We start from the raw sequence: 14,690 nt of genomic DNA, 5'->3' as shown, positions 1-14,690 counted from the left end.
GATATAATTCATATCAATGATAAAAACTCCTGATCGGCTGAGCTCTAAATCAGAAATTAAAGTTACTCTTTATTGGGTCTGCTTACATATCTGTTGCCTTTCACAAAAAAGCGCCACGGTAAAAGGGCATCCTCCTGAGCATAATCTACCCCGATACGGGTGGTTACTGCAATCTCATCCGTAGTGTACAGAATACCATGATCTTCAATCCATATTTCATGGGCGGTGAGATCTTTCTTATTAAAAGAGCGGTCTATTCCCAACGCTTTGGCAGCTGATCCGGGACCGGAAGAAATAGCGGCTTTAGAAGCGGGCATATTCCTTCTGAATTCCATAATATCTTTGCCTGTCGATGGTTCAACAGCCCGGATTAAAACAGCATGCGGTTCATCTTTTACAGAAGTGACGATATTGAACAGATGATGAATCCCATAACACAGATAAACGTAAGAAATACCACCGCTGCTGTACAGTATTTCAGTACGGTCTGTCCGTCTGCCGCCATAAGCATGCGAGGCTTTATCCTGTATACCGAAATACGCTTCCGTTTCTACAATGATTCCCGATGTTATCCTACCGTCTATTTCTGTAAAAAGGACTTTTCCTAAAAGATCCTGTGCCAGAAAAAGGACATTCTGATTTTCATAATAGGAGCGTGGTAATTTCAATGGATTTTTGTTGATGAGTTACGCATGTATTAATAGATTAAGCTAAATGCTCTTTTCGGTAATTTTCAATTTCGTCGACCGTTTTTATCAGTCCGTTTCCGAGAAGTCTGTAACCTTCATTCGTAATCAGGAAATCATCTTCTATTCGCACACCGCCAAAATCTCTGTATTCATTTACTTTATCATAATTAATAAAATCTGTATTTTTATTCTCAGCCTGCCAGATATCAATAAGCTCAGGAATCATGTAAATACCAGGTTCTACCGTTACTACATATCCGGATTCCAAAGCTTTTCCTAAACGCAAAGATTTAAGACCGAATGTTTTGGTATCTTTAGGCTCTTCTTCAGTATAGCCAATATATTGTTCTCCAAGATCTTCCATATCATGAACATCTAAGCCCATCATATGCCCTAATCCACATTGGAAAAACAGCGTATGGGCATTGCTATTCACAGCTTCTTCAGGATTTCCTTTCATCAATCCCAAATCTACAAGTCCTTCTACCAGATATTGAGAAGCCTTCAAATAAATATCTTTAAATTTAACCCCTGGTTTCAAAAGATTTTGAGCATTATTAAATGAATTCAGTACCACTTCATACATTTCTTTTTGTCTGGTACTAAAGGTTTTGCTTACAGGAAATGTTCTCGTTAGATCACCAGCATATCCCATAGCCGTCTCAGCCCCGGAATCGTTAAGAAAGAGATCTCCTTCTTTCAGGGTATTAAGGCGATAATGATTGTGAAGAATCCCTCCATTGATGGTTACAATCGGTGGATAAGACATCTGGCATTCTTTATTCGCAGCAAGGTATTGAATAGCATTGGCGATTTCATATTCTTTAATCCCTGGTTTAGCCATTCTCATTGCTAAAAGATGCATTTCATTGGAAACATTTACAGCTTCTTCAATCTGTACAATTTCCTGAGCTTCTTTCAGAGAACGTTGCTTTACAATTGCTTTGATCATTTCCACAGAAGGCTGCAATTCTGTAATTTTAATTCCTAAAAGATCAGTTAATAAAATTTTACTGGAAGGTTGATAGGGTGGAAGGTAGTGTACTTTTCTGCCTGATGATTGTGCTTTTAAAAGATATTGAGAAAGTTCTGCATAGGGTAAAGTTTCCTGTACCCCCGATTTCTGACTTTTCTCTTTCAGCGTTTCCTGTCTGCCCATCCATACGATGTCATCAATACTCAACTCATCTCCAAAAACAATGGTCTTATTTTCATCAATATCAATAATAGCCGCAATCTTTGGTTCCTGAATTCCGAAATAATACAGGAAAGTACTGTCCTGACGGAAGTAATAAGGATTATGTTCAAAATTAACAGGATTTTCTATATTTCCTAAAAACAATAGAATTCCACTCGCCACATTGTTCTGTAATACGGCTCTTCTGTCTTGATAAGTCTTTGATGAAAACATATATGATGAATAGTTTTTATTTTAAAAGGTTAAAGTTACGATTTTGTATTATTTACAACCCTTTATTCATTAAAATAATAAGTATGTAAAGTTTGAATTTTAATTTGATATTTAATGTTCATATTTTGCTTAAATTCGGCAATATTTTAACATTCCTAATCATTGATCCCTTTAAAATATTGATTCTATGAAGAGCCTCCAGTTTTCAGTTCCTGCCGACACCAATAAAAGCATTCGTATTCAGGAAGATATTATGCCTAATTTCTATCCCTATTTTCATAGACACACGGAAACTCAAATCATGTGGATTCTTAAAGGGCATGGTACTCTGGCGATAGAACAGAACCTTTTTACCTTTGAACCCGGAGATATTTTCTACCTGGGAGCCAACCAGTCACATGTTTTTAAAGGAGCTTTTAATGAAAACGAAAAACAAAAAGTTCATGCCATTTCTATATTCTTTGATCCTGATAAAAAAATAGCCGCATTTTTTGATCTTCCTGAATTTGGAGAGCTTAAAAATTTCATCGAGCACTCAAAAGTAGGTTTTCAGGTGGCCGCAAAATTAAAATCAAATATAGCAGAAAATATGGCTGCCCTACAAAAAACCCAGGGAATAGAACAAATCATAGACTTTATAAAGATCTTAAACCATCTGATGCAGAACAGGCATTTACATATTCCTTTATCCTCAGAAAAGAACCTGCCTAATCATATTTCGGATAATGACCAGCGGATTATAGATGCTCAGAATTATATTAAGAAAAATTTCACCCAGCAGAAACTCACCCTTGATCTGATTGCGAAAGAAGCTTGTATGACTCCACAGGCCTTTTGCAGGTCTTTTAAAAAACATACCAGAATTACCTATATTCAATATCTTAATGAATTACGAGTGCAGAGAGCCTGTAGATTATTAACCTCCAGCAGTATGTACAACATTTCTTCCGTTGCTTTTAACAGCGGATTCACCAGTCTTACCAACTTCAACCGGGTATTTAAATCCATCATGAAGTACCCTCCAAAAGAATATCTGAAGCACTATAAAGAGGCTACTACAGACCACGAATAATCACATGTTAAAATACGGTTAGAATACATTAAAATATTAACATTTACCGTTTTAAAATTCACTTAGTTTTGAATAAATATTATTTGATATGAGTACAAAACTAAACTGGGAAGGGATTTATCCTGCTGTATTAACTCCTTTTACAAAAGAAGGAAAGATTGATTTTGAAATGTTTGCAGTCAATACAGAAGCCCAGATTAAAGCCGGAGTACATGGAATTATCCTTGCCGGAACATTAGGAGAAGCCAGTGTCTTGGAAACCGAAGAAAAGTTTGAACTTCTCCAATATGCTAAAAAAATGACACAAGGCAGAATTCCCGTTATTCTTAACCTTTCTGAAAATACAACCAAAAATGCAATACATTTTGCCCAAAAAGCAAAAGAACTGGGAGCGGATGGATTAATGCTGCTTCCTCCAATGCGCTACAAAGCAGACAGCCGTGAAGTGGTAGAATATTTCAAAGCAGTTGCCACTGCTACAGATCTTCCTATCCTTATCTATAATAACCCGGTTGATTATGGAATTTATGTCACCCTGGAAATGTTTGACGAACTTATAGAATACCCAACGATTCAAGCCGTTAAAGAATCGACAAGGGATCTGGCCAATGTAACCAGAATGATTAACCGCTTCGGAAACAGAATCAAGATTCTTGGCGGAGTTGATACCATTTGTCTGGAAACATTAATGCTTGGTGCTGATGGATTGGTTGCAGGACTGGTAGATGCGTTTCCTAATGAGACTATGGCTATGTACAATTATGCCAAAGCAGGTCAATACGATAAAGCAGTAGCCATTTACAGATGGTTTATGCCATTATTGGAACTCGATATTCATCCAAAACTTATCCAATATATTAAACTGGCAGCCACAGCGGAAGGAATAAGCAATCCGTACGTAAGAGCACCTCGTCTTGAACTTCAGGGCGAAGAAGCTGAAAAAGTTAATAAGATTATCGAAGAAGGCAGAACCAATCGCCCAACATTAGATTAACCTAAAACAAAAGCTATGACCGAAGAAACATCAAAACAAAATATCGATCAAAGGATTCACATGGCTTCTGAAGCTTATCAGTTCCTGAAAAATACAACGATAAAAGAACGGGCGGCCTTTATGGATGCTATTGCCGATCAAATTGAAGCGTTAGGAGATGAACTTTTCACCATTGCTCATTCTGAAACTTCATTACCTCTGGCAAGACTTACGGGTGAAAAAGCCAGAACCATAGGCCAATGGCGAAGTTATGCAAAAGCGATAGCTTCCGGAATATATACAGAACCAAGAATTGATCTTGCCCAGCCTGAGAAACAGAAAGGAGATCTCAGAAAGTATAATATAGGATTAGGGCCTGTAGTGGTCTTTGGAGCCAGCAATTTTCCGTTTGCTTTTTCCACCGCAGGTGGTGATACTGCAAGTGCTATAGGAGCAGGATGTCCTGTAATTGTAAAAGCACATCCGGCACATCCTAAGACCTCTCAAATCATGGCTGATGCGATAATCAATACGATAAAAGAATTCGGTTGGCCTGAGGGAATCTTTAGTCATATTACAGGAAACTCTTATAAAGTAGGAGCTTATTTAACACAGCATCAGGATATTCAGGCAGTAGCATTTACCGGTTCATTTAATGGTGGAAAAGCTTTGTTTGATATCGCTAATCGTCGTGAAAATCCTATTCCCGTATTTGCTGAAATGGGAAGTATCAATCCGGTATTTGCACTTAAAAACCTGATTGAAAATAAAGCAGAAGCATTGGCTAAAGAATATGTCAGCTCATTAACATTAAGTGTAGGGCAATTCTGCACCAATCCGGGAGTGTTTATTGCTGTCAAAGGAGAATCTCTGGACCGGTTTATCTCTACTGTTAAACATGAAATTCAGGAAATTACTCCTGCCAATATGCTTCATCAGGGAATATATGAAAGTTTTGAAAAGCATAAATCGATTGCCATCACACAACCTGGTATTGAAGTTATAGCTTCAACGATAACAGAAGAAGGAAAAGCAAGTGCTGCTGTTATAAAAACCAATGCTCAAAATTTCATCCATAATCCTGTATTAAGCGAAGAAGTATTCGGTCCTTTTGGGATTATTATTTCTTGTGAAAGCGATGAAGAACTTGTTCAGATTGCTCAAAAACTAAAAGGACAGTTAACCATCACTGTAGCAGCTACTTCAGATGACGTGCGTGAAAATGCAAAACTGGTTCATCTCTTGAAAGATAAATGTGGGAGACTGCTCTTCAACGGAATGCCAACCGGTGTAGAAGTGGTATATGCGATGCAGCATGGTGGACCGTTCCCATCCACAACAGATGCCCGTTTCACTTCCGTAGGCCCAGATGCTGTTAAACGATTTGTTCGCCCTATATCTTTTCAGAACTGGCCGGATGAATTTTTACCGGATGAATTAAAAAATGAAAATCCACTGCAGATCAACAGAATGGTAGATGGAGAACTTCAGTCAGAATCATTAAAATCAGAAGTACTATGAACAGAACATTTTTTTGCATAGACTCTCATACCTGTGGCTGTCCTGTAAGACTTGTTGCAGGCGGGGGACCTATTTTAAAAGGGAATTCCATGATGGAGCGCAGGCTTCACTTCATGAAAGAATATGATTGGATTCGAAAAGGGTTAATGTTTGAACCCCGCGGCCATGACATGATGAGCGGAAGCATTCTTTATCCACCTATTGATGAAGAAAATGACATTGGAGTATTATACATTGAAACCAGCGGATGCCTTCCTATGTGTGGACATGGAACTATAGGAACTGTTACCATTGCCATAGAAGAAGGTTTGGTTGTCCCTAAAATTCCAGGAAAACTACGCCTGGAAACCCCAGCCGGACTTATTCTTATAGATTATATACAGGAAGGAAAAAAGGTAAAATCGGTAAAATTAACCAATGTAAAATCTTTCCTTTATGCTGAAAACCTTGAAGTAGAATGCCCGGATCTTGGATTAATAAGAGCAGAGGTGGCCTATGGAGGGAACTTTTATGCCATCATTGACCCTCAGGAGAATTTCAGAGATATTTCTGATTTTACAGCAAGTCAGCTTATTCATTATGGGAAAATTATCAGAAGGTTACTTAATGAAAAATATGAGTTTATCCATCCTGAAAACGAACATATTTCCGGGTTAAGCCATATCCAATGGACCGGAAATCCTACAGATCCTAAAGCCAGTGGAAGAAATGCAGTATTAGTAGGAGAAAATGCTCTGGACCGCTCTCCATGTGGAACAGGAACATCTGCAAGAATGGCACAATGGTATGCAAAAGGTAGATTAAAAGAAGGAGAAGAATTTATTCATGAAAGTTATATTGGGTCACAGTTTATAGGCAGAATTGAAGGAACAGCTACCGTGGATGGAAAACCGGCTATTATCCCTTCAGTAGAAGGCTGGGCGAGAATTACCGGCTATAACCAGATAATTATTGATGATGAAGACCCTTATTGGCAGGGCTTTCAGGTAATGTAAAGTTTGTAAAAAGTATGACACAAAATAGAGGTAAAGCACTTATTATCGGTGCAGGAATAGCGGGACTCAGTTCAGCGTATTATCTTTTACAAAAAGGCTGGCAGGTAGAAATCCTGGAACAGAATGATCTTACCAACAATTGTTCTTACGGCAATGCAGGAATGATTGTACCCAGCCATTTTACTCCATTGGCAGCACCGGGAGTCGTGGCACAGGGCATTCGATGGATGTTTGACAGTAAAAGTCCGTTTTATGTGAAACCCTCGCTCAGTACACAATTATTATCATGGGGATTAAAATTTCTGAAACATTCCAATCAGAACCATGTAGACCGTTCAGCAGCAGCCATCAGGGATCTTAATCTGGCAAGCAGCAGTCTTTACAATGAAATTGCCCAAAAGCCTGAATTTAATTTTGAATTGAATCAAAACGGAATTCTGATGCTCTATAAAACGGAAAAAGTAGCCGAAGAGGAAACAGAACTCGCGCATAAAGCCACCAGTTTAGGATTAACAGTTGATATTCTGGATAAAAAGGGAATTCAGGAACTGGAACCCAATGCTCAACTGGATGTTATTGGGGGAATCAATTACAAATGTGATGGTCATATGAACCCGGTAAAGCTGATGAAACAAATGATTTCTTACCTTAAAAGTAGTGGCGTTATTTTCCATACACAGCATAAGGTAACGGGATATGAATTTGCAGGGAACACCATAAATGCAATCATAGCGAATGGTAAAAAGTTTTCAGCAGACCGTTTTGTAATGACTGGAGGTTCATTTTTACCGGAACTTGCCCAAAAAGCAGGAATTAAAATTCAATTGATGCCAGGTAAAGGTTATTCTTTTATGCATACTCCTGAAAACTCAATCCATAGATTGGAGCATGCTGCATTATTATTAGAAGCAAGAGTGGCGGTAACCCCTATGAATGGACAAATCCGTTTTGGGGGAACCATGGAGCTGGCTTCCCATCAGAATAAAATTAATATGAAGAGGGTAGAGGGAATCGTACAATCTATTCCCAAATATTTGCCAGATTTTCAGGTTAAATTACCCAAAGAATCGGAAATCTGGTTTGGTTACAGACCTTGTGCTCCGGATGGACTTCCATATCTGGGACAATCTTCCCAATTAAAGAACCTGATCATCGCAGGCGGCGGCGGCATGATGGGGCTAAGCTTAGGACCCATTTTTGGAAAAACAGTTTCAGAACTTGCCAATGACCAAAAACCAACGGTTGAGATAAAGATATTCAACCCTGAAAGATTTAATTAAAAAACATCACATAACACCCAAAATTATTATTTATGAAAACAATAACTCTTGCAGTACATTCTATTATGAAGATTGCATTTTTTAACAGGTTCTTATTTTGCTATTCCTGTGAAAGCGAAGAATCAGAACCATTGGAGATGGTAAAATTGTTGACAAAAACATAGAAAAAATCGACTATTCAAATAATTTATTAACAAACAAATCCAAAAAATCATGAAAAAATTTAAATTACTACTATTTGTTTCCCTATTTCCAATAATAGGTTTTGCTCAAGAAAACAGACCTCATGAGTGTAAAGCAGATGAAATGATGAAAAAACATTTTGAACTGCACCCTGAATCTAAGGCTGAATATGAAAATTTTGAAAAATTCACCAAAGATTTTGTAAAAAAAATGGAATCAAACAAAACTCCATTGAATAAAAAGGTCAACGCTCCCACCTACATCATCCCTGTGGTTTTTCATGTGTATGGAGAATCTCAGAGTAATGTAAAAGTAAATTACCAAAAAGTAGTTGACTTGCTGCAACAAATCAACTTAAATTTCAATGGAATTAATACCGATTCAAACACTATAGATCCTTACTTCCAACCTATTAGGGGTACATTAAGCATTGAATTCCGCTTAGCTAAAATTGACCCAACCGGAAAAGCAACAAGCGGAGTGGTATTTCACCCTTTCAAAAGTGGATATGGCAACGGGGGCGGATATGATGCACAAATTGGCGCAGATGCATGGGATAATACAAAGTATATGAATGTGTATATACAAAATGATCTATATGCTAATAAAGATTTATATCAATCAGGAGTTGCCTGGTATCCGGATTCATACATGTCTTCAGTAAATACAGCAAGAGTTGTTTATAATGGCCGTTATATATATGATGCTGCAGGAACTGTGGCTTCAAACGAGTTTTCTGATACATTCACTCACGAATTCGGACATTGGTTAAATCTTCAACACACGTTCAATGTTCTTTGTTCAACGGCGAACCCTGGTAATGATGGTGACGGAGTTGCTGACACCCCTGTAGAAAATAATTCTTCCGGATTAGGATGTACAGTTGGAAACAATTGTCTTGGACAAAGAGTGAACGTTGAAAACTATATGGGATACAACGGTTCCGCTGGTTGTTATAAAATGTTTACCAATGGACAAGTTAACAGAATGTTAGCCGCGTTAAATCACCCGTCAAGAATAAATTTATGGCAGCCTGCTAACTTAGCCGCAACCGGAGTTGCCAATACTCCGCCTAAATTAATGCTTAGCAACAGTACCTTTACAGAGAACTTAAACAATAATGGAGCCGTGTCATTAGATGGAACAGTAGCATCTGCCCCTACATCAACCATTACCCTAAACGGAGCAACATTTGCCGTATCGAATGGAACAACTCTTATTGCAGGAACACATTTCAATTCTTCATTACCAGCAGGACAAACAGCAACTATAGCAGTTACAAGCCCTACTACTGCTACACTTACCATAAATGGTGCGGCAACCAGTCATTCTAAAAGTCAGGTTCTGAATTCATCAATTACGTTTCTAAATCCGGCTATCACAGGAGGCGTAACTTCATTAGGATCAACTACATCTTTGGCATTAACTTTTTCGTACAAAGATCCCTATAAAATAGTTACAGGAATTCCTCTGGAAAGTTATGCCAATCCAACACCAACACCAGTAACAACCAACTCCGGAGCAACTTGGAAATATTTTATCATTAACCCGGAGCTTAGTGATGATGCAGGGTATGGCGCTTGGTACTATGGTGCAAATCAATTAAAATTGGAAACCTATTGGAAAGGATTAGTATGCGGGGTAGGGACAAGAAATATTAGTTTAATTCCGTCTTGCACCACTATAAGTAATGCAAATAATATAGGTTATCCAACTGGTACTCCTGGACAACTTGACGTGTACACCCCTACATACACGACCTGGTCTGGCCAAACAGCTTATGTTGGTTTTAGAAACCAATTCGAAGGCTACAATATTAACGGCTATTTCAAACTGAATGTTGGAGCCAATGGTTCTGGTTATTCTGTAACTGAGTTTGCATATAATACACAACCAAATGGCAGTATTACAACACCTTGTGCATTATCATTATCATCATTATCCACTTCCGACGTTGATACAACAAACTCAGAAACATCCATCTATCCGAATCCAGTTTCTGATGTATTGAATATTAAAACAAAAGGGAAAATTAAATCAATTTCTGTTTACGACATGTCTGGAAGAAAAATGAATGCTAAAGTTATTGGTGATAAGGTTGATGTTAAACACTTCCTAGGCGGAACTTATTTAATTGATATTGAAACTTCTTTAGGAAAATCTTCCCAAAAATTTATTAAAAAATAGAATCAAACGCTATATCAATACAATATTGAAGGTAGGCAGTATTCTGGAAATGGAACCCTTCTTGGCCACCAGCCTCCTGATTACTACTTCAAAGCGGTTACAGACTGATGTAAAACTTTTTAAACAGATACATTTAATGAAATAATTTAGTATTGATATTTTAGCTATTCACTTGTTGAATAAAAGATGGACTTAATTTTTTAAGTCCACTTTTGTTTTATAACGAATATTATCAGGTTTTATCAGTAATTGTGAGTTTATTTGCGTAATTTTATTCATCAATTTCAAACGCAAATTATTCTTATGTACTATAAAAACGAGGCCATCATTATCCGGGAATTCACTCCGCAGGAACTCAATTTATTCCTAGATCTGTTTAAAAACGAAAATGTTACCCGTTATCTGCCTTATAAATCCCCCGAAGAATTTAAACAAATGTTTGAAAAAGCATTATTGGATTATAAAGAAGGGCCACTCAGCAGATGGGGAATATTTGATGCCCAGAATGGTGCTTTCGTGGGAGTATGCCTGGCCAGAGTTTTCGCTGAAAATGCCGACTCCATAGAAATAGGCTATATACTTGGAGAGAATTACTGGGGAAAAGGGATCGGAACCCAGGTTTGTAAAGCACTTGCTCACTATTGTCTTTCAGCCGATCAGGAAAAGGAAATCGTTGCATTAACAGATCTTGATAATATTGGCTCACAGAAAGTCCTTCTAAAAAGTGGATTTAACAGATTAGAAAACCTGAAAAGAGAGGACAGAGCATTAGCTTATTTTCAAAAGACTAATAAATAAAAAGAGCTGAAAATATGAAGAATGGTCTGTATTATACTTTACCGCCATTGCACTTTCAGCTTCCTTTACTTTTCCTGGGCTAAAAAATATTTCAGGATCGTTTATCTTTCATTTCATTTATCAGATAATTTGTCATACCTTGCGTAAATTATGATGTCCAAACGTTGCAAATATGCACTAAAAGCAATGGTCAGATTAGCAAGAAATTACAATCAAGGCTATCTGTCCACTTCGATTATTGCACAGGATGAAAACATTCCCAAAAAGTTTCTCGAGCAAATCCTTCTAGAACTTAAAAGAACTAAACTTGTTAACAGTAAACAAGGAAAAGTAGGTGGATATTACCTGCTAAAATCCCCCGATGAAGTATCATTGGCAGATATCTATCGTATTTTTGACGGACCTATTGCATTGACGCCCTGCGTATCCTTAAACTTCTACGAAGCATGCGATGATTGTGTAGATGAAGCCGAATGTTACCTTAGAAATGAGCTTATGATTGTTCGTGAGAAAACAAGAAAAAGCATGATGGAGGCCACTCTGACCTCGTTTATCAACAAGAAATAATTTTTTTTCATTTAAATTCTACTATTTTGATAGGAGTTATAGAATTTTATATATATTTGTATCAACAAATTGGAATGGAAATGGAAAACAGTCTGAAAAACGAATTCGAAAAACTTCAGGAAGAAATCTTAGAACAGTCTTCCGAACAGGATATTTTACAGTTATTGACGAAAAGATTTGCTGGTGGAGTAATATTTTCAACAAGTTTCAGTTACGAGGATCAGGTAATCACTCATCTGATAAAAAATCTGAATGTTGATATTTTTACCCTGGATACGGGAAGACTTTTCGAACAGACCTACGAAACGTGGACCAATACAAAAGCATTTTTCAAAAAAAACATTAAAGCCTATTATCCGGATACGGAAGAAATAAAACAGTTTGTAACGGAAAACGGACCAGATTCATTTTATCAGTCAGTAGAGCAGAGGAAGAAATGTTGTGATATCCGTAAGGTTCATCCTCTGAAAAAAGCACTGAAAGGATATCAGGTATGGGTTACAGGGCTCAGATCGGAACATTCTGCCAACAGGCAGAATATGCCGCAACTGGAATGGGATCCCGACAATGAGATCATTAAATTCCATCCGATTCTTCACTGGACTTCAGAACAGGTTACGGATTATGTGAAAGCCCATCATTTACCCTATAACGCTCTTCATAAAAAAGGTTTTGTAAGTATTGGATGTGCACCCTGTACAAGAGCCATTAAAGAAGGAGAAGATTTCAGAGCCGGCCGATGGTGGTGGGAGGATGCCAACAAAAAAGAATGCGGCTTACATATTCATCAATAAAAAAAAGAAAGAAATGCCAATACATCATTTAAATTACTTAGATCAGCTGGAAGCTGAATCCATCTATATATTAAGAGAAGTTGCAGGACAGTTTGAGCGTCCCGCTTTATTATTCAGCGGAGGAAAGGACAGTATTGTGCTGGCTCATCTTGCCAGAAAAGCATTTGTTTACGGAAAGATCCCGTTTACATTTGTTCATGTGGATACCGGACACAATTTTCCCGAAGTTTTGGATTTCCGTGATCAGCTGGCCGCTCAACTGGAAGTAAATCTGGTGGTCCGTAAAGTGGAAGATACCATTAAAAGTAAAAAACTGACGGAAGCTAAAGGTAAATTCCCCAGCAGAAACTGGCTTCAGACGTATACATTACTGGATACCATTGAAGAGTTTGAATTGGATGCCTGTATCGGGGGAGCAAGAAGAGATGAAGAAAAAGCCCGTGCTAAAGAAAGAATATTTTCCGTTCGCGATGAATTCGGCCAATGGGATCCTAAACTTCAACGCCCAGAACTATGGACTATTTTCAACGGAAGAATCCAAAAAGGAGAAAATGTTAGAATTTTCCCTATCAGTAACTGGACAGAGCTTGATATCTGGAATTACATCCGCCGGGAGAAAATAGCCCTTCCTTCTATTTATTTCTCTCACGAAAGGGAAGTTGTAGATTTTAACGGCCAATGGCTGGCAAACTCTTTACACGTTTCTCTGGAACCGAATGATATTGTAACCACAAAGAAAATACGGTACAGAACAGTAGGAGATATGACCTGTACAGCAGCAGTAGAATCCGGTGCCGTGACTATTGATGCTGTTATCGAAGAAATTATTGCTACCAGAATTTCTGAGCGTGGAGAAACCAGAATTGATGACAAGGTGACTGAAGCCGCTATGGAAGACCGGAAAAAAGGAGGTTACTTTTAGTGAAAATTAGCATCGAGACTTCGGTATCGAGTACCTAAAACCCAGAATAAAGAAACATGGATATATTAAGACTTATAACAGCAGGAAGCGTAGATGACGGGAAAAGCACCCTTATCGGAAGACTGCTTTACGATAGCAAAAGTATTTTACAGGATCAGCTTGAAGTACTTGAAAAACATTCTAAAAACAAAAATGAAGACGGGGTAGACCTCGCGCTTTTAACAGACGGATTGCGTGCAGAAAGAGAACAGGGAATCACCATTGATGTGGCGTACCGCTATTTTTCTACCGCTAAAAGAAAATTTATTATTGCCGATGCTCCGGGCCATGTACAGTACACCCGTAATATGATTACCGGAGCTTCCAATTCCGAGCTGATGGTTATTCTGATCGATGCACGGAAAGGAGTGATTGAACAGACCAGAAGACACTCTATTATCGCTTCATTACTAAAACTTAAAAAAATAGCAGTTGCCATCAATAAAATGGATATGGTAGACTATTCGGAAGAAGTTTTTGAAGCGATAAAATCAGATTATTCAATAATAGCAGAAAATCTTGGTCTGAACGAGGTAAACTATTTCCCGATTTCCGCACTGAAAGGGGATAATATTGTTTCAGTATCTTCAAAAACAGACTGGTATCAGGGAAGTTCTCTGCTGGAATATCTGGAAGAGGTAACTCTTCAGGAAGAACTGAACACCGGAAGCCGCTTTCAGGTTCAGTATGTCATTCGTCCCCAGACTGAAGAATTACACGATTACAGAGGATATGCAGGTCAGATTTTAAGTGGAAAGTTTAAGAAAGGGGATGTTATACAGATTCTCCCGGCAGGCTTAACAACGGAGATTTCTAAAATCGAAATTAACGGTATTGAAAAGGAAGAAGCATTTGAAGGACAACCTGCTGTTATCCATACCATTCATGATCTGGACATCAGCAGAGGAGATGTATTTGCCACAGAGGAGCAGCTTCCTGCAGTTGAAAAAGATCTGGAAGTTCTTTTATGCTGGCTGGATCAGAAACCGTTGCAACCTGGAAATAAATATCTGCTGCAACAAAACAGCAGACTGGTAAAAACTGTTGTAAAAGAAGTGGATTATAAAATCAACGTGAATACCCTGAACAGAGAGCATTCAGAGGGTGAAATTAAGCTTAATGAAATTGTAAAAGTTACCCTGCGAACGGCACAGCCTTTGGTCTATGATAGGTTTATCAATAATAAAACAACAGGGTCAGCAATTTTGGTGGATGAAACTTCCAATTCAACAGTTGCAGCCTGTATAATTCAATAGAAA

The 14,690-nt window shown here is 38.0% G+C and carries 13 protein-coding genes; 11 read left to right on the top strand and 2 right to left on the bottom strand.

Annotated elements, in window-relative coordinates:
- Positions 1–62: 62 nt before the first annotated feature.
- Positions 63–668, bottom strand: coding sequence for a DNA-3-methyladenine glycosylase (locus JO178_RS13430; protein WP_291936647.1), 606 nt, complete (start codon positions 666–668; stop codon positions 63–65).
- 37 nt (positions 669–705) lie between these two features.
- Positions 706–2,100 carry an aminopeptidase P family protein gene (locus tag JO178_RS13425; protein WP_291936644.1) on the bottom strand — a complete coding sequence of 465 codons (1,395 nt, stop codon included), beginning with the start codon at positions 2,098–2,100 and terminating at the stop codon, positions 706–708.
- Positions 2,101–2,287: 187 nt separating this feature from the next.
- On the opposite strand from JO178_RS13425, the gene JO178_RS13420 reads away from it, so the two are divergent.
- From JO178_RS13420 to JO178_RS13370, 11 genes are all read left to right on the top strand, one after another.
- Entirely contained in the window at positions 2,288–3,172 is an 885-nt protein-coding gene (locus JO178_RS13420; RefSeq protein WP_291936641.1) for an AraC family transcriptional regulator, read from the top strand.
- A gap of 88 nt (positions 3,173–3,260) precedes the next feature.
- On the top strand, positions 3,261–4,166 hold the full coding sequence (locus JO178_RS13415) for a dihydrodipicolinate synthase family protein (protein WP_291936638.1): 906 nt from the start codon (positions 3,261–3,263) through the stop codon (positions 4,164–4,166).
- A gap of 15 nt (positions 4,167–4,181) precedes the next feature.
- Positions 4,182–5,666 carry an aldehyde dehydrogenase (NADP(+)) gene (locus tag JO178_RS13410; RefSeq protein WP_291936635.1) on the top strand — a complete coding sequence of 495 codons (1,485 nt, stop codon included), beginning with the start codon at positions 4,182–4,184 and terminating at the stop codon, positions 5,664–5,666.
- Positions 5,663–6,661 carry a 4-hydroxyproline epimerase gene (locus tag JO178_RS13405; protein ID WP_291936634.1) on the top strand — a complete coding sequence of 333 codons (999 nt, stop codon included), beginning with the start codon at positions 5,663–5,665 and terminating at the stop codon, positions 6,659–6,661. The genes JO178_RS13410 and JO178_RS13405 overlap by 4 nt, the downstream gene beginning before the upstream one ends.
- Before the next feature lie 14 nt (positions 6,662–6,675).
- Complete coding sequence (locus tag JO178_RS13400) at positions 6,676–7,941, top strand: FAD-dependent oxidoreductase (protein WP_291936632.1); 1,266 nt, start codon at positions 6,676–6,678, stop codon at positions 7,939–7,941.
- Between the two features lie 213 nt (positions 7,942–8,154).
- Complete coding sequence (locus JO178_RS13395; protein WP_291936630.1) at positions 8,155–10,311, top strand: M43 family zinc metalloprotease; 2,157 nt, start codon at positions 8,155–8,157, stop codon at positions 10,309–10,311.
- A 303-nt stretch (positions 10,312–10,614) separates the two neighbouring features.
- Complete coding sequence (locus tag JO178_RS13390) at positions 10,615–11,109, top strand: GNAT family N-acetyltransferase (RefSeq protein WP_291936629.1); 495 nt, start codon at positions 10,615–10,617, stop codon at positions 11,107–11,109.
- Positions 11,110–11,259: 150 nt separating this feature from the next.
- The gene (locus JO178_RS13385) at positions 11,260–11,676 is read left to right on the top strand and encodes an Rrf2 family transcriptional regulator (RefSeq protein ID WP_066695441.1); all 417 of its coding nucleotides are present in this window, start codon (positions 11,260–11,262) and stop codon (positions 11,674–11,676) included.
- An 80-nt stretch (positions 11,677–11,756) separates the two neighbouring features.
- Entirely contained in the window at positions 11,757–12,470 is a 714-nt protein-coding gene (locus JO178_RS13380) for a phosphoadenylyl-sulfate reductase (RefSeq protein WP_291937190.1), read from the top strand.
- Positions 12,471–12,483: 13 nt separating this feature from the next.
- A complete protein-coding gene (gene cysD / locus JO178_RS13375; protein ID WP_291936625.1) occupies positions 12,484–13,392 on the top strand; it encodes a sulfate adenylyltransferase subunit CysD in 909 nt (302 codons plus the stop codon).
- Positions 13,393–13,448: 56 nt separating this feature from the next.
- The gene (locus tag JO178_RS13370) at positions 13,449–14,687 is read left to right on the top strand and encodes a GTP-binding protein (RefSeq protein ID WP_291936624.1); all 1,239 of its coding nucleotides are present in this window, start codon (positions 13,449–13,451) and stop codon (positions 14,685–14,687) included.
- The last annotated feature ends 3 nt before the right edge of the window (positions 14,688–14,690 follow it).

The sequence above is a fragment of the Chryseobacterium sp. genome, assembly GCF_019236175.1.
Classification (GTDB): Bacteria; Bacteroidota; Bacteroidia; order Flavobacteriales; family Weeksellaceae; genus Chryseobacterium.
Note: the sequence above shows the minus strand (reverse complement) of the source record. Positions and strands in the feature narration are given on the sequence as shown.